This window comes from Leifsonia shinshuensis, from assembly GCF_022606355.1.
In the GTDB taxonomy this organism is placed as follows: domain Bacteria; phylum Actinomycetota; class Actinomycetes; order Actinomycetales; family Microbacteriaceae; genus Leifsonia; species Leifsonia shinshuensis_B.
The window spans coordinates 62,596-78,918 of the sequence record NZ_JAHHZQ010000006.1; the positions used below are offsets into that span (position 1 = coordinate 62,596).

Annotated in this window: 14 protein-coding genes; 7 read left to right on the plus strand and 7 right to left on the minus strand. The window is 70.3% G+C overall.

The features are described from left to right. Positions 1-69: 69 nt before the first annotated feature. Complete coding sequence (locus KNO15_RS21645; RefSeq protein ID WP_241706025.1) at positions 70-657, minus strand: hypothetical protein; 588 nt, start codon at positions 655-657, stop codon at positions 70-72. A 193-nt stretch (positions 658-850) separates the two neighbouring features. On the opposite strand from KNO15_RS21645, the gene KNO15_RS21650 reads away from it, so the two are divergent. Next, positions 851-1,660, plus strand: a complete 810-nt coding sequence (locus KNO15_RS21650; RefSeq protein WP_241706026.1) for a COG4705 family protein — start codon at positions 851-853, stop codon at positions 1,658-1,660. 150 nt (positions 1,661-1,810) lie between these two features. Here KNO15_RS21650 and KNO15_RS21655 read toward each other — a convergent pair whose 3' ends face one another. Continuing rightward, positions 1,811-2,923 carry a hypothetical protein gene (locus KNO15_RS21655; RefSeq protein WP_241706027.1) on the minus strand — a complete coding sequence of 371 codons (1,113 nt, stop codon included), beginning with the start codon at positions 2,921-2,923 and terminating at the stop codon, positions 1,811-1,813. Between the two features lie 273 nt (positions 2,924-3,196). Here KNO15_RS21655 and KNO15_RS21660 point away from each other — a divergent pair, with 273 nt between their 5' ends. Further along, positions 3,197-4,939, plus strand: coding sequence for an MFS transporter (locus KNO15_RS21660; RefSeq protein ID WP_241706028.1), 1,743 nt, complete (start codon positions 3,197-3,199; stop codon positions 4,937-4,939). Next, positions 4,923-5,387, plus strand: coding sequence for a MarR family winged helix-turn-helix transcriptional regulator (locus tag KNO15_RS21665; RefSeq protein ID WP_241706029.1), 465 nt, complete (start codon positions 4,923-4,925; stop codon positions 5,385-5,387). Before KNO15_RS21660 ends, KNO15_RS21665 begins: the two co-directional genes overlap by 17 nt. Positions 5,388-5,489: 102 nt before the next feature. Here KNO15_RS21665 and KNO15_RS21670 read toward each other — a convergent pair whose 3' ends face one another. From KNO15_RS21670 to KNO15_RS21680, 3 genes are all read right to left on the minus strand, one after another. After that, positions 5,490-7,064, minus strand: a complete 1,575-nt coding sequence (locus KNO15_RS21670) for an amino acid permease (RefSeq protein WP_241706030.1) — start codon at positions 7,062-7,064, stop codon at positions 5,490-5,492. 138 nt (positions 7,065-7,202) lie between these two features. Then, on the minus strand, positions 7,203-8,048 hold the full coding sequence (locus tag KNO15_RS21675) for an EamA family transporter (protein ID WP_241706031.1): 846 nt from the start codon (positions 8,046-8,048) through the stop codon (positions 7,203-7,205). After that, on the minus strand, positions 8,048-8,617 hold the full coding sequence (locus KNO15_RS21680) for a dihydrofolate reductase family protein (RefSeq protein WP_241706032.1): 570 nt from the start codon (positions 8,615-8,617) through the stop codon (positions 8,048-8,050). Before KNO15_RS21680 ends, KNO15_RS21675 begins: the two co-directional genes overlap by 1 nt. Positions 8,618-8,746: 129 nt before the next feature. Between KNO15_RS21680 and recQ the strand changes: the two genes are divergently transcribed. Beyond that, positions 8,747-10,771, plus strand: coding sequence for a DNA helicase RecQ (gene recQ / locus KNO15_RS21685; RefSeq protein ID WP_241706033.1), 2,025 nt, complete (start codon positions 8,747-8,749; stop codon positions 10,769-10,771). A 101-nt stretch (positions 10,772-10,872) separates the two neighbouring features. On the opposite strand, the gene KNO15_RS21690 is transcribed toward recQ, so the two are convergent. Both KNO15_RS21690 and KNO15_RS21695 read right to left on the minus strand, forming a co-directional pair. Next, the gene (locus KNO15_RS21690; RefSeq protein WP_241706034.1) at positions 10,873-11,442 is read right to left on the minus strand and encodes a dihydrofolate reductase family protein; all 570 of its coding nucleotides are present in this window, start codon (positions 11,440-11,442) and stop codon (positions 10,873-10,875) included. A gap of 192 nt (positions 11,443-11,634) precedes the next feature. Then, entirely contained in the window at positions 11,635-12,447 is an 813-nt protein-coding gene (locus tag KNO15_RS21695; RefSeq protein WP_241706035.1) for a DeoR/GlpR family DNA-binding transcription regulator, read from the minus strand. 122 nt (positions 12,448-12,569) lie between these two features. On the opposite strand from KNO15_RS21695, the gene melA reads away from it, so the two are divergent. From melA to KNO15_RS21710, 3 genes are all read left to right on the plus strand, one after another. Then, the gene (gene melA, locus KNO15_RS21700) at positions 12,570-13,880 is read left to right on the plus strand and encodes an alpha-galactosidase (protein WP_241706036.1); all 1,311 of its coding nucleotides are present in this window, start codon (positions 12,570-12,572) and stop codon (positions 13,878-13,880) included. 152 nt (positions 13,881-14,032) lie between these two features. Continuing rightward, a complete protein-coding gene (locus KNO15_RS21705) occupies positions 14,033-14,914 on the plus strand; it encodes an SIS domain-containing protein (RefSeq protein ID WP_241706037.1) in 882 nt (293 codons plus the stop codon). Between the two features lie 61 nt (positions 14,915-14,975). After that, positions 14,976-16,310 carry an ABC transporter substrate-binding protein gene (locus KNO15_RS21710; protein WP_241706038.1) on the plus strand — a complete coding sequence of 445 codons (1,335 nt, stop codon included), beginning with the start codon at positions 14,976-14,978 and terminating at the stop codon, positions 16,308-16,310. Positions 16,311-16,323 lie beyond the last annotated feature (13 nt).

Consider the following 16,323-nt stretch of genomic DNA (forward strand, 5'->3'; position numbering starts at 1 on the left):
GCACGCGCATCATCGCGCGGGCCGGCCGGATGGCCGCGCCCGGGGAATCGCCGTGCCTCACGCTGAGCGCTACCCGCCGAGCGCACCGACGATGGTCTGCGCCGCATCCCAGTACTGCCTGTAGTAGTCGGGGTCGGCGTTGACCTGCACCGCGTGTGCGAGGGCGGAGGGTGCCATCGTCTGCCAGCCCTGGACGGTGATGAGCTTGTCGAAGAAGTGGGTGGCCGCGGTGTACGGGTCCATCCGGTCGGCCAGGGTTCCCCACGCTCCGTTGTCGCGCTGCTGGAAGAGCCCGCGGCTGTCCGGGCCGGCCGCGTCACCATAGTCGAGGTTGCGGAGCCCGGTCTCCCCGATCGCGGTCATGACGCCGACGGCTTGGGTGTGCGCGCCGATGCCCTGGTCGCGCGCGGCGTTCATGATGTGGGCGGCCATGACGAGTTCGGGCTGGCAGAATCCGGCGACCGGCCCCGCGGGCACGACGATCGTGCCGATCGTGACCGGTGCTGCCGCCGGGCAGGTCTGGGTGGAGGCCGTGCGCGCACTCGAACCCGATTCCGACGCGCCGGCGATCAGCGCGGGGGCGACGTACGCAGCGGCGAACCAACCGCCCACGAGGACGAGCGCGGTCGCGATCATCCCGACGAGCAGCTTTCGCATCGCCCCCTCCTTCCTCCCGGCGTGGGCCGGTGCCGCGACCGTAGGCGCGCAAGCTGCATGCGGATTGTGCGCCGGCTGAGTGCGCGCCGACTCGTGCGGTGACGTCTTTCTTAGCGGCCCCTTGGGGTGCGGACCCTAGCGTTCGAAGGGTTCCGACCCGATCAGTCGATCCGATCCTTCGAAGGGGAGCCCCATGACCGAGCCGAACCGTCCCGCTCTGCGCGAGAACAAGGTGCCGGAGCCCACCGTATCGTTCTGGGCGATCAAGATCCTCGCCACCACGGTCGGCGAGACCGCCGCCGACCTGCTGTCCTCCAGCCTCCACCTCGGCACCCAGCTGACCAGCCTGATGATGGCGGTCGTGTTCCTGATCGTGTTTGTGGTGCAGTTCCGGAGCGCGCGGTACATCCCCGGCGTCTACTGGCTGACGGTCGTGCTGATCAGCGTCGTCGGCACGCTCATCACGGACAACCTGACCGACGGGCTGGGCGTCCCGCTCGTCGTGTCCACGGCGGTGTTCGCGATCGCGCTGATCGCGACGTTCGCGATCTGGTACGGGTTCGAGCGCACGCTCTCGATCCACGACATCGTGACCCGCCGCCGGGAGGCGTTCTACTGGCTGGCCGTGCTGTTCACCTTCGCCCTGGGCACCGCAGCCGGCGATCTCGTCGCCGAGCAGCTGAACCTGGGCTACCTGGTCTCGGTGGTCGTCTTCGCGGTCGCCATCGGCGCGGTGGCGCTGGCCCACTTCGGATTCAAGCTGAACGCGATCGTGGCGTTCTGGATCGCGTACGTGCTCACCCGCCCGCTGGGCGCGTCGCTCGGCGACTACCTCTCGCAGCCGACCGCCGACGGCGGCCTGGGCCTCGGCACGATCGTCACGAGTCTGATCTTCCTGGTGGCGATCCTCGTGCTGGTCGTCTACCTGAGCGTGACCGGTCGTGGGCGCACGCCGCGCGCGGTCGTCGCGGCCGAGGGGGCGGAGGAGCGGGTCGACGCCTGAGCGGGTGCGTCAGACATCGGGTCTCCTCCGTCACCGGCTGACGATGATCTCGACGCCGGGCTTGGCAGCCTGCGATGCTGCTACGGCGGCGTCCGCCGTGTCGTACTGTCGGCCCTGTCTGACGTTCCTGCAGTTGCGGCTCTGAACGCGTCAGCTGTTGTCGAGCACCCAGCCGAGGATGTGCGGGAAGGCGAGCATCGCCGCGACGACGACGGCGAGGATCACGGCGACCCAGACTCCTGAGCGTCGGCGGAGCCGGAGCCCCGCTGCGGCGATCTGGGTACGCGGGTCGCGCGCCCGCTGATCGGTGTACGTGGTCGCCTGGTAGCCGAGCTCGGCACCGAGCAGTTCGGCGAACCGCAGCAGCGCCGGGATCTCGGCGCGGTCGGAGCGTCGGCGTGAGGCGGCGGATGCGACGACGACGCGGTCGTCCACCACCTCGATGTCCCACCGGCGGCCGTGGTCGATGAGGCAGACGAGGACATCCGGAGTGAGCAGCTGCAGCGCGTCGCGCTCGTACCCTTTCGGCACGTAGACGGCGAAGTACCGGTCGACGTCGCCCTCCAGTGAGAGCCGCTGCGACCCGGGGAGTACGGTGCGGAGCCGGCCGTTGCTCAGCGAGTCGATCATCAGGTGCGGCAGCCGCCGCGGCATGCGGGTCGAGAGGTACCGGAAGGTGCCGCGGGGCGCCGACGGATCGTTCCTCCGGCCGGTGTACGTGGCCATGGCGATCTGCAGCGCTGGATCGTCGAGAGCGCCGCGGGAGAGTGCGAACTCCGCGCGGAACCGCGACGCGGGCGCAGGATGCTGGGTGCGCGGCGGCCTCGGCGCGGCGTCCGCTCCCTCGGCGAAGAGGATGCCGAGCGGCGGCGGCGCGCTCGCCAGGCGCTGGAAGACCAGGCCGTACGGTTCGCCGAAGCGCTGGATCGCGATCGCCCTGCGGACGTCGGACGGCACGGAGAGCAGCCCCCACGGTAAGACCCAGAGCAGGATCGCGGCGAAGAGGAGCGCGACGACGAGCAGCCCGCGCACCGCCTCCAGCCAGCCGGGTAGCGCCACGGCGACCGGGACCTCGAAGGTCAGGCAGCTCCAGGCGACGGTCGCGATCAGCGCAGGGGGGAGGAGGAGCGCGCCGCGGACGGCGGTGCGGGACGCCCGCGGGTCGGACGCGCGCACCTCGCCCCGGCTCACGTGTGCCGGGAAGTGGGAGCGGTACTCCTCGAGTCGGGCGTCGGGGCGGTCCGGCTTCGTCCAGGGCTCCATGAGGTCACGATAGCGGGGCCGCGGAGCGCTCTCGGCGCGCCGGAGCCGACCCCGCTCGCGTGGGACGACCTCGTCGCCGAATCGTTCCTGGCGCACCGTCTCAACGAGTTCGCGAACTGTCAGCGGGGCGCGCCCCCTTCCCCTCCCCTCCACGCGGATATATAGTTAACGCACATAAATCATCTGCGCGCCGAAGCGCTCTCGGCTCCGGCGCGCACCTCCGCCTGGGGCCGGCGACTCACGACACCGATACGAAACGCACGAAGGACTCCCTTGCCCCGCACCGGCATCTTCACCAAAGACCACCCCCACTACCGCTGGGTGGCACTCTCCAACACCACCCTCGGCATGCTTATGGCGACGATCAACTCGTCGATCGTCATCATCTCGCTGCCCGCCATCTTCACCGGCGTCAAGCTGAACCCTCTCGAGCCGGGCAACGTCTCCTACCTGCTCTGGATGCTGATGGGCTACATGCTCGTCACCGCCGTGCTCGTCGTCATGTTCGGCCGCATGGGCGACCAGTTCGGGCGGGTGCGCATCTACAATCTCGGCTTCGTGATCTTCACCGTCGCCGCGATCGCGCTCTGCCTCGACCCCTTCAGCGGCGGCCCCGGCGCCATGTGGCTGATCGCGTGGAGGTTCGTGCAGGGCATCGGTGGCGCGATGCTGTTCGCCAACTCGACCGCGATCCTCACCGATGCGTTCCCGGCGAACAAGCGCGGTTTCGCGCTGGGTCTCAACCAGGTCGCCGCGATCGCCGGATCGTTCATCGGCCTCATCCTCGGTGGCGTGCTCGCCGAGATCGACTGGCGTGCGGTGTTCTTCGTCTCGGTGCCGTTCGGTGTCATCGGCACCATCTGGTCCTTCAAGTCGCTGCACGAGGTCGGCCAGAAGAACCCGGGGCGGATCGACTGGCTCGGCAACGTCACCTTCGCGATCGGCCTGATCGCCCTCCTCACCGGCATCACCTACGGCATCCAGCCGTACGGCGACAGCTCGCAGGGCTGGGGCAACCCGTGGGTGCTCGGCTCGATCATCGGCGGGATCCTGCTGCTGGTCGCGTTCGTGCTCATCGAACTGAAGGTCCCGTCTCCGATGTTCGACATGCGGCTGTTCAAGATCCGCGCGTTCTCGTCGGGCATCTTCTCCGGGTTCCTCGCCGCGATCGGGCGAGGCGGCCTCCAGTTCATGCTGATCATCTGGCTGCAAGGGATCTGGCTGCCGTTGCACGGCTACAGCTACGAGTCCACACCGCTCTGGGCGGGCATCTACATGCTGCCCATCACCATCGGCTTCCTCATCGCCGGACCGGTCTCAGGCGCGCTCTCCGACCGGTTCGGGTCGCGGGCGTTCGCGACCGTCGGCCTCGTGCTGGTGGCCGTCACGTTCATCGGCCTGCTGCTGATCCCCGTGAACTTCGAGTACTGGCAGTTCGCGCTGCTCACCGGCCTGAACGGCATCGGCTCCGGCCTGTTCTCGTCGCCCAACCGCACGGCGATCATGAACAGCGTGCCGCCGAACGAACGCGGTGCGGCCTCCGGGATGGCGGGCGTCGCCCTCAACGCCGGAAGCTCGCTCTCCATCGGCATCTTCTTCTCGCTGATGATCGCCGGGCTCTCCGTGGCGCTGCCGACCGCGCTCAGCACCGGGTTGACCTCGCACGGCGTTCCGCAGAACGTGGCGACGCAGATCGGCGCGACGCCTCCCGTCGGCAGCCTGTTCGCGGCGTTCCTGGGCTACAACCCGATCGCGAGCCTGCTGGGCCCGACCGGCCTCCTGCAGTCGCCGCACGTCGACGCGGCCACGCTCACGGGCAAGGAGTTCTTCCCCCAGCTGATCTCCGGACCGTTCCACGACGGCCTCGTCGTCGTGTTCATCGCCGCAGCCGTCATGAGCATCATCGGCGCGATCGCCTCCTTCCTCGGCGGATCCAAGTATGTTCATGAGGAGGCCGTCGCAGCCGCGCGGCCGGCCACGGTGGAAGGCGAGGAAGTCGGTGCAGGTCGAGCGTGAGCGTCCGGAGCGGCCGGCGACCGGTGACGATGATGTCCCCGGCCGCCTGGCCCTGGCCGTCGGGCGGCTGAACCGCCGCATCCGTTCCGCCACGGGCGGTCTCAGCCACGGTCAGCTGTCGGCGCTGTCGACGATCGTGCGCAACGGCCCGCTGCGCCCGAGCGAGATCGCGGCGATCGAGGTCGTCGCGGCCCCGACGATCACCCGGGTCGTCTCCGACCTGGAGGCGCGCGGGCTCGTCGAGCGCACCCCCGACCCCGACGACGGGCGCTCGTTCTTCGTCTCGGGAACGCAGGCCGGCGTCGACCTGCTGCTGGCGGCGCGCTCCGACCGAGCCCGGGCGGTCGCCGCGATCCTCGCGGAGCTCACTCCCGAGGAGGTCGACGCCCTCCGCCGCGCCCTCCCCGCGCTCGAGCAGGCCGCGCACATCGCCCGCCCGGCCCCCTAGCCACCCTCTCCTCTCTCGCCCATCCGCCGAAGGGCACGTCGTTGTCACTTTCGCGCCCCGAAAGCGACGACAACATGCCCTTCGGCGATCTGACGAGGGAGGTCAGGGACGCGGGCGGCGGGGGCGGCGCGGGGGGCGCGCTGCGACGACGGGGTGGGCGCCGGTGTAGCCCTCGCGGGCTTGGGCGATGGCGAGGATGCGCGAGCGCTGCGCGTACCAGCCCACGATCAGCAGCGGGATGATGACGACGAGCGACGCGACCGTGAAGGTCCCCGTCGGATAGTCGAACGCCATCAGCACGAGCACCGACGCCAGGAACGCCAGCGTCAGGTAGGCCGTGAACGGCGCCCCGAACAGCCGGAACGTCGGCCGCGCGAGCCGGCCCTCCAGCGACCAGCGGCGCAGCTGCATCTGGCAGAGGATGATCATGGCCCAGCTGGTGATGATGCCCAGCGAGGCCACGTTCAGGACGATGTTGAACGCCTCGGCAGGAACGATCAGGTTGAGGAAGACGCCCAGCACGCCGATGCACGCGGTCAACAGGATGCCGCCGTACGGCACGCCGCGCGCGTTCATCCGCGCGGTGAACGCCGGCGCCGCACCGGTCTGCGCCATCGAGTGGAGGATGCGTCCGGTCGAGTACATCCCGGCGTTCAGGCTCGACAGGGCCGCGGTGAGCACGACGAAGTTCATGACCGAGCCCACGATCGCGCTCAGCTCAGGACCCCCGAGGTGGCTGAAGAACGTGACGAACGGGCTCTCGCTGCCGCTGTAGACGCTCGCGGGCAGGAGCAGGGCGAGCAGGAGGATCGAGCCGCAGTAGAAGACCGCGATGCGGAAGACGACGCTGTTGATCGCGCGCGGCATGATCTTCTCGGGGTTCTCGGTCTCGCCGGCCGCGATGCCGACGAGCTCGACGCCCGCGTAGGCGAAGACGACGCCCTGCACGAGCACGATCGCCATCCCGATGGTCGCCACCCCGTGCGGCAGCAGCCAGCCGTTGGCGGCGAGCATGGGCAGTCCGGTCGGCCCTTCGTCGGTGGGCCAGCCGGCCGAGAGCACGATGATTCCGACGACCAGGAACGCGACCAGGGCGCTGACCTTGATGATGGCGAACCAGAACTCCATCTCGCCGAACACCTTGACCGAGATCAGGTTGAGGCTCACGACGACGACCAGGGCGATGAGGGCGAGCAGCCACTGCGGCACGGCGGTGAAGAGCTGCCAGTACTTCACGTAGAGCGCGACCGCCGTGGAGTCGACGATCGCGGTCATGGCCCAGTTGAGGAAGTACATCCACCCGGCGACGTAGGCCATCTTCTCGCCGTAGAACTCGCGTGCGTACGACACGAACGACCCCGACGACGGCCGGTGCAGCACCAGCTCGCCGAGCGCGCGCAGCACGAGGAAGGCGAAGAAGCCGCAGACCGCGTACACCAGCACGAGCAGCGGGCCGCCCTGTTCGAGCCTCCCCCCGGCGCCGAGGAAGAGGCCGGTGCCGATGGCGCCGCCGATCGCGATCATCTGCAGCTGCCGCGACGACAGCGACTTGTGGTACCCCTCCTGCTCGCTCGAGAAGTCCTGCACCGCCTGGGACACGTCGCCGAGGTGCTCGCGGCGGTTCTCCAGGTCGTCGGCCGGGTCGTGCGCCGGTTCCGGCGGTGTGTTCTGCGTCATCGGCGTCTCCCCATCTTCCGGACGCCAACAGTACTCGTTGTCCTCCGCCCCTCCGCAAGTCGTCGAGGGGCACCCAAGCGCCCTCAAGAGCGCGATTGAGGGGCGCCTACGTGCCCCTCGATGACCTGAGCGGGAGGGTCAGGCGACCGCGAGCATGCCGGCTGCAGTGATCGCGAGCACGAGGCCGACCCACTGCACGGGCGCGATGCGCTCGCGCAGCACCACCGCGGCGAGCACGATGGTGCCGGCCGGGTAGAGCGCCACCAGCACCGACATCGTGGCCAGGTCGCCGGCGCGCAGCCCGACCAGGATGAGCACGTTCGCCGAGGCGTCCAGGAGGCCGGAGCCCGCCGCGAGCAGGACGCCTCGCCGGGTGAACCTCCTGGTCGCGCCGCGGATCGCGAGGAGGCCGATGACCGTCCACATGATCACGGCGTTGACCGTGCGGTTGGCCACGAGCGGCACCAGCCCCGAGTCGGCCGGAGTCTGGTCGAGGATGATGAGGAAGACGCCGATGAGCGCGCCGGCCGCGACCGCCATCGCGAGCGCACGGGCGCTGGGGCGCACCGCTCCGCGCTCCGGCACGAAGCCGACCAGCACCACCGCCACCAGCGCGAGCCCGAGCGCAAGGTAGCCGATCGGCGCGAACCGGTCGCCGCCCACCAGCCCCCAGATCAGCGGGACGAGAGCGGACACCAGGGCGGTGAGCGGCGACAGGATGCTCATCGGGCCGATCGCCAGGCAGGCGTAGAGCAGGGCGACGGCGGCGGAGCCGACCGCTCCGGAGACGGCGCCCCAGCCGAGCGCCGCCGCCGACCAGGTGCCTCCGACGAAGGGCAGGGCCACGAGCAGCAGCGCCAGGCCGCCGACCGCGCCGATGGCCGTGGTGCGCAGCGGCCCGATCACGCGCGAGGCGACCCCTCCGACGAAGTCGGCGGAACCGTAGACGAGCGCGCTGATCAGGCCGAGGATCGCGGCCGGCATCAGCTCCGGGCCAGCCGGTAGACGTGCAGCACCGCATCGCTGGAGAAGCGTTGCAGGCCGGCGAGCTCGTACGCCCACTTGGTGCGGTCGTCCGGGAAGATCCGCGCGCCGCCGCCGACCAGGACAGGGTAGACGAGGAGGCGCAGCTCGTCCACGAGGCCCCACACGAGCAGCGACCGGGCGAGGGTGGCGCTGCCGGCGACCAGGATCGGGCCGCCGTCGCCCTCCTTGAGCGCGGCGACGCCTGCGCGGACACCGTTCGTCACGTCGAGGCGGGTGGCGTTCCAGCCGAGGTCGTCCGTGCGAGCCGTCACCACGGTCTTCGGCATCGCGTTCATCTTCTCGGCGAACTCGCCCTCGCGGGGAGGCCAGGCCTCGGCGAACTGCTCGAAGGTGCGCCGTCCGAGCAGCAGCGAGTCGGCGTCGCGGGTCTCCTGCAGCTTGAAGGCGAAGAGGTCGTCGGCCGCGTACGGCACCGTCCAGCCGGCGTGCCGATGGCTCGTCTCGCCGCCGGGCGCCTCGACGACGCCGTCGAGCGTCAGGAACTCGGAAACGATGAGCTGCCGCATGGGCCCGATCGTAGCGGAGCGGCAGGAGCGGCCACAGCCGCAGCTCCTCCACAGTCGAGAGAGGCAGGGAGCGTTCCACAGATTCGGCGCCCGGGCACCGCGGTCAGCGGCGCTCGTTACGATCGAGGAATGAGCAGGAACACCTGGGAGCCCGACGGCCGGGAGGCACCGCCCTTCGACGAGGCGCCGTTCGACGTCGAGCCGCCGTTGCCCGACTTCGGGGACGACCCGTACGCCGATGTTCCGTTCGTGGACGACCCTCCTGTCGACGACGCACGGGCGGCAGGGGGTCGCGCCGGCGCCGGTCGTCCGGGCGGCGCCGGCGTTGCCGCGAGGCCTGCGCCCCCTCGGTTCGCGACGGCCGCCGAGGCTCTGCGCACGGTGTTCGGCTACGACGCGTTCCGCGGTCAGCAGGCCGCGATCATCGACCGCGTGATCGCCGGCGGAGACGCCGTCGTGCTGATGCCCACCGGTGGGGGCAAGTCGCTGTGCTACCAGATCCCTTCGCTGGTCCGCGAGGGCACGGGCGTGGTGGTGTCGCCGCTGATCGCGCTCATGCAAGACCAGGTGGATGCGCTCACGGCGGTCGGGGTGCGTGCCGCCTTCCTCAACTCGACGCAGGACGCGGGGCAGCGTGCAGCGGTCGAGCGAGACTACCTCGCGGGCGAGCTCGACATCCTCTACGTCGCTCCGGAGCGCCTCTCGAGCGAGGCCACGAAGCGCTTCCTCGAACGCGGTCGCGTCGCCCTGTTCGCCATCGACGAGGCGCACTGCGTGTCGCAGTGGGGCCACGATTTCCGGCCCGACTACCTCGCCCTGTCCGAGCTGGCGGAGCGCTGGCCCGACGTGCCGCGCATCGCACTGACGGCGACCGCTACCGAGGCGACGCACCGCGAGCTCACCGAGCGCCTGCGCCTCGAGCGCGCGGAGCACTTCGTCTCCGACTTCGACCGCCCCAACATCCAGTACCGCATCGTGCCCAAGGCGGAGGTGCGCAAGCAGCTGCTCGACTTCATCACCGTCGAGCACCCGGGTGATGCGGGCATCGTCTACGCGCTCTCCCGCAACTCGGTGGAGCGCACGGCGGAGTTCCTCGCCGGACGCGGGCTCACGGCGCTGCCGTACCACGCCGGGCTCGACCCGCAGACGCGGGCGCGCACCCAGGCGCGCTTCCTGCGCGAAGACGGCGTCATCGTCGTGGCCACCATCGCGTTCGGCATGGGCATCGACAAGCCCGACGTCCGCTTCGTGGCGCACATCGACCTCCCCAAGTCGGTCGAGGGGTACTACCAGGAGACCGGCCGTGCCGGCCGCGACGGCCTCCCGTCGACCGCGTGGCTCGCCTACGGGCTGCAAGACGTCGTGCAGCAGCGGCGCATGATCGACGAGTCACCCGGCGACCTCGCGCACCGGCGCCGCCTCACGCAGCACCTCGACGCCATGCTCGCCCTGTGCGAGACGGTGCACTGCCGCCGGGTGAACCTGCTGAACTACTTCGGCCAGCGCTCGACGCCGTGCGGCAACTGCGATACCTGCCTCAACCCGCCCGAGACGTGGGACGGCACGGTCCCCGCCCAGAAGCTGCTCTCGACCGTGGTGCGGTTGCAGCGCGAACGCGGGCAGCGGTTCGGCGCGGGTCACCTCATCGACATCCTCCGCGCCAAGCGCACCCCGCGCGTCGACCAGTACGGTCACGACGGGCTCGCCACCTGGGGCATCGGGGACGACCTCGGCGAGAGCCAGTGGCGCGGAGTGGTCCGTCAGCTGATCGCGCAAGAGCTGCTGAAGCCCGAGGGGGAGTACGGCGTTCTCGCGCTCACCCCGGCCGGCGGCGAGGTGCTCTCCGGGTCACGCGAGGTGGTGCTGCGCCGCGAGCCCGAGCGTGTGGCCCGGTCCTCCCGGAGTGCGCGCCCGGCGGCGGCCGACCTGACTCCGGCCGACGCCGGCCTCTTCGAGGCGCTGCGGGCGTGGCGGGCGGGGGAGGCCAAGACGCAGGGCGTCCCCGCGTACATCGTGTTCGGCGATGCGACGCTGCGTGCGGTCGCCGCGGCCCGGCCGTCCAGCCTCGACGAACTCGACGGCATCAGCGGGATCGGCGCCAAGAAGCGCGAGGCCTACGGCGAGGCGCTGCTGCAGGTGGTCGCCGGCGCCTAGCCTCCGCCAGCGGAGGAACGACGCGGCGAAACGCCGCGCCCTAGCCGCTGACGGAGGAGATCCGCCGCGATTCTGGCCCGATCTCCTCCGTTGCCGACGCGCTAGTCCCCCACCTCGTACTCGAGGGCGACCTGGCCGCCCGGGTGGATGTTCGAGGCGACGAGGCGCAGCGGTGTGACCGGCAGGGCGGTGGGGACGACGCCGCGGCCGCCGCCCACCAGGCTCGGGAGGATGCGGAGCCGCAGCAGGTCGACCTCGTTCGCGAGGAACGCCGCATCCGTGAGCGTGAGGCTCCCCCACAGGATGATCTCGCCGCGATACTCGCCCTTGAGCCGCCGCAGCGACTCGATCACGTCGCCGCGCTCGACGACCGCCGGAGCGTGATCACCCCACGGCGCGGCGTCCAGGCTGTTGCTCAGCACGTGCTTCGGGAGGCGGTTGATCAGCCCGGCGATCGGATCGTCGGCCTCCGACGCGGTCGGCCAGTACGACGCGAACATCCGATACGTGTTCGCGCCGAGCACGATGGCCTGCAGGTCGGCCAGCCGCCGCAACTGCTCCCGGTCGACCTCGCCGCCGGTCGACTCGGGTGTCAGGAAGCTCATCCCGCCCTCGGCGTCCGCGGCCGTGCCGTCGGCCGACACGATCTGCTCCACGATGAGCCGCGCCATGGTGTCCCCCTTCGACTTCGGCAGCTGCCGACGCCGCCACCCTAGGCAGCCGACCTCCGCACGTCAACCGTTGCACCAGGTCGGCAACGGAGGAGTCGCGCGGCGGCGCGCCCTGGGATGGCGGGCAACGGAGGAGCTCAGCGGCAGGAATCGGCGGATGTCCTCCGTCGCCGACAACCGCCGACGAGCGCCTCACGCGTCCGCGACCACGACCTCCACGCCCGCCGCGCGCAGCCGGTCGAGTTCGCCGGGGTCTGCAGAGCTGTCGGTGATGATCATGGCCACCTGGTGGAGGTCGGCGATGGGGGCCAGCGCCACGTTGCCGATCTTGGAGCCGTCGGCGACGACGACCGTGCGTTGCGCCTTGGCCACCATGGCCCGGTTGGTGCGCGCCTCGGTCTCGTCGTGCGTGGTGACGCCCGAGCTGACGCTGATGCCGTCCGCGCCGAGGATCGCCGTGCCGACGTTGACGGCGTTGAAGGTGTTCTCGGCGATCGCGCCGACGAGTTCGAGCGATTGCGGGCGCAGGAACCCGCCCGTCATCACCACGCGGACGCCCGCGAACCCCGAGAGGAGGTTGGCGATCGTCAGCGAGTTGGTGACCACCGTGATCTCGCGGTGGTTGGCCAGGGCACGGGCGACGCTCGCCGTGGTGGTCCCGCCGCTGAGTGCGACGACGTGCCGCTCGGCGGGGAGGCGCGCGACCATGGCCTTGGCGATGGCGCGCTTGGCCTCCTGGAACCGTGTGTCGCGCAGCGCGACGGGCAGCTCCTGCCCGCGTTCGAGCGCGGCGGCCCCGCCGTGCGTGCGCAGCAGCAGTTGCTGGTCGGCGAGGTCGGAGAGGTCCCTCCGCGCGGTCGGCGCCGAGATGTCGAGCGTGTCGGAGAGCTCGGCCAGGCTGATCGTGCCGCGTTCCGAGACCAGTTCGAGGATCTCGAGCATGCGTCGGGCGCGCCGGCCCGAGCTGACGCGGGCGATCGCCGATTCGGCGGACGGAGCGACCATTGCAGTGTCCTTTCGAGCGGCTCATCCAGCAAAGCGATCAACCGATCAATCCATGTGATCATTTCAGGCGCTATTCGATCATAATGTTGCGCGGAGTGAACACCATACCGCAGGATCGCCCCATGCCTCAGATTGTGTTCCTCGGTGCCGGCAGTGTCGTCTTCACCCGTCAGCTGCTCGCCGATCTGTTCCGTTTCGACGACCTCCCCACCCTGCGGATCGTGTTGCACGACATCGACGCCGAACGCCTCGCCGTGGCCACCGCGACCGCCGAACAACTGGTCGAGCGGTTCGGGAGGACGGCCGAGCTCGTCGCCACCCTCGACCGTCGCGAGGCCCTCGCCGGCGCCGACTTCGTCATCAACATGATCCAGGTGGGCGGCATCGACGCCACCCGCATCGACCTGGAGGTTCCCGCAGCGGCCGGCCTGCTGCAGACCATCGGCGACACCACGGGCGTGGGCGGCGTGTTCCGCGGCCTGCGCACGTTCCCCGTGCTGTCGGGGATCGCCGCCGACATGCTCGACCTGTGCCCCGAGGCCTGGTTCCTCAACTACACCAACCCGATGGCGATGAACGTCTGGTGGATGTCGGTGGTCGCCCCGTCGATCAAGACCGTCGGCCTGTGCCACAGCGTCTACTGGACCGTCCACGACCTGTGCGAGCTCATCGGCGTTCCGATGGAGGGCACCCACTACCGAGCCGCCGGCGTCAACCACCAGGCGTGGCTGGTCGAGTGGTCACGCGACGGCCAGGACCTCTACCCGTCGCTCCGGGAGGCCATCGAGCGCGACCCCGAGCTGCGCCGCCGCGTGCGCGTCGAGATCTTCGAGCGCATCGGCTTCTACCCGACGGAGACCAGCGAGCACTCGTCGGAGTACCTGTCCTGGTTCCTGCGCTCGCCCGAGCAGATCGAGCGGTTCCGGCTGCGGCCGCTGGAGTACCTCGGCATCTCGGAAGAGAACGTCGCCGAGTTCGAGCACGCGAAGGCCGCGCTCGCCGCGGGGGAGGCTCTGGAGCTCGAGGAGGGCGCCGCCGAGTACGCACCCCAGGTCATCCACTCGATCCTCACCGGAACCGAGCGCGTCATCCACGCCAACGTCGTCAACCGTGGTCTGATCGGCAACCTGCCGGAGGGCGCGGTGGTCGAGGTGCCGAGCCGCGTGGACGCCGATGGTGTGCACCCGCTGCCGTTCGGCGACATCCCGCCGCAGGGCGCCGCGCTCAACCGCACCTATCTATCCGTGGCAGAGCTCGCCGTGGAGGCCGCGCGCACCGGCGACCCGGCTCTGGTGCGCCGTGCGGTGCTGACCGATCCGAACGCCAGCTCCTCGCTGACGCCCGAGCAGATCTGGGCGCTGTGCGACGAGCTGACCGCGCGGCACGCGTCGCGCCTCCCCGTCGCGCTCGGCGGCACGCTCGCAGCCCACTGAGAGCGATTCGAAACCTGTTTGTTACAAACGATCACTCTAAGTGAGCGAACTGAGCGGTTTCGTTGTCAAACGCTCAAAACCCAGCCAATGATGAAGAAGGCGCGATGCCGCGACACCCGCGCACCGCGCAGCACTGCACGAAGGAGCACCCCGTGACACTGACCTCCCGCGAGATCGACAGCCAGCCCGCCGTCTGGCGCGAAGCCCTCGACCGCCACGCCGACCGCGCCCGCGACCTGCTCACCCTGCCGGGGGCTCGGGTGCTGGTGCTCGGCTGCGGCACCTCGGCGTTCGTCGCCGAGTCGTTCGCTGCGCTGCGCGAAGGGGCCGGCTTCGGGATGACCGACGCCGCCTACGCGTCGGAGCCGTGGCCGTGGCGCGACTACGACGCGGTGGTCGTCCTCAGCCGCTCCGGCACCACGACAGAGGCGATCGAGGCGATCGACGGCCTCCCCGAGGGAGTCCGCGTGATCGCGGTCACCGGAGTCGCCGACTCGCCCGTCGCGGAGCGCGCCGACGATGTGCTGCTGCTCGACTTCGCCGACGAGGAGTCGGTCGTCCAGACCCGTTTCCCCACCACCTTCCTGGTGCTCGCCCGCTCGGCGGTCGGCGAGGACGTCAGCGGGCTCCCGGCCGAGGCCGAGGCGGCGCTCGCCCGGCCGCTCGGCCTCGACACCGCGTCACTCGAGCACTTCGTCTACCTCGGCAGCGGCTGGACCTACGGCCTCGCGCAGGAAGCAGCCCTCAAGATCCGGGAGGCCGCGCAGGCCTGGGCGGAGTCGTATCCGCTGCTCGACTACCGGCACGGCCCGCTCGCGGTGGCCGGCGAGAACTCGCTGGTCTGGATCATCGGACGCAGCGAGCCCAGCCTCGTGGAGGACATCGAGCGTGTCGGCGCGACCGTCCGCACCAGCCGCCACGACCCGCTCATCGAGCTGGCGAACGCTCAGCGGCTCGCGGTCGAGCTCGCCGGGCACCGGGGCCTCGACCCCGACAACCCCCGCCACCTGACCCGCTCGATCGTGCTCGGCTGAGCGCGAGCGCGAACCGCGCAGCACCCCTCTGTCGATGCAGACCACCCGAGAGGAACCGAAGATGCTACCTCGCCTCCAGAAGACGACCCGACCCGCCCGCCGCCACGCCGTCCGTGCCGCAGCAGCCCTCACCGCGACCGCCGCCCTCGTGGCGCTCGCCGGCTGCAGCGGCACGCAGGGCGCCACCACCCTCGACACCTCCGCGAAGGTCACCATCCAGGTGTGGTCGGGGCAGGCCGACGCCGCAGAGAAGACGATCGAGGGGCTCGCCAAGGAGTTCGAGAAGGCGCACCCCAACGTCACCATCGACCTCTCGCCGGGCGCCTCCTCGACCGACGGCCTGCTGCAGAAGCTCTCGGCAGGTTTCGCGGGCAACCAGTACCCCGACATGTCGTACGCGTTCGGGTCGTGGGCCGGCCAGCTGGAGTCGACGGGCCGCACGCTGGACATCTCCGCCGACGTGAAGAAGCCCGGCGTCAACTGGGACGAGTTCACGCCGGCCGCACGCGGCACCGCGCAGCCCTCCGGGTCGAAGGTCATCGGCTTCCCCGCTGTGGTGGACAACATCGGCCTCCTCTACAACAAGACGCTGTTCGACAAGGCCGGCGTGGCCTACCCGACCGCCGACTGGACATGGGAGGACTTCCGCGCCGCCGCCAAGAAGCTGACCGACCCGGCGAACCACGTCTACGGCTACGGCTACTCGGTCTCGGGCAGCGAGGAGACCACCTGGCAGTTCTGGCCGCACCTCTGGCAGAACGGCGGGTCCATCCTCGACAGCAGCGGCAAGGCCGCCTTCAACTCGACCGCCGGTGACGACGCCCTGACCTTCCTGCGCTCGATGGCGGTCGACGACAAGAGCGTGTACCTCGACCAGACCGACGAGAAGTTCGGGCAGCTGTTCGTCAGCAACCGCATCGGGATGATCACCTCCGGCCCGTGGGAGCTCTCGGACCTCAAGACCGGAGGCACGAGCTATGGCGTCGTGCAACTCCCGGGAACGAAGGGCGACCACCAGACGGTGTCCGGACCCGACATCTGGGCGCTGTTCGACCACCACGACAAGAACCGCGCCTACTGGGTGACGCAGTTCGCCCAGTGGCTGACCTCGGCCCAGCAGGACGAGCGCTTCAACGTGGCCCTCGGCAACCTCCCGCTGCGCAGCTCCGAGGCCTCCTCGGACGCCGTCGCGAAGCAGACCGCCGAGTACCCCGGCTACGACGTCTTCGTCGCCAACTCCAAGAACGTCAAGGAGACGCGCCCGACCAGCAAGAGCTACGCGTCGCTGTCGGTCGCGGTCGGCAAGGCGATCTCGCAGGTGCTGCAGGGCCAGGGCGAGCCGGGATCGTCGCTCGACCAGGCCGCGAAGACGGCCGATGCCCAGGCGAAGAAGTAGGAAGCCGGAGCGA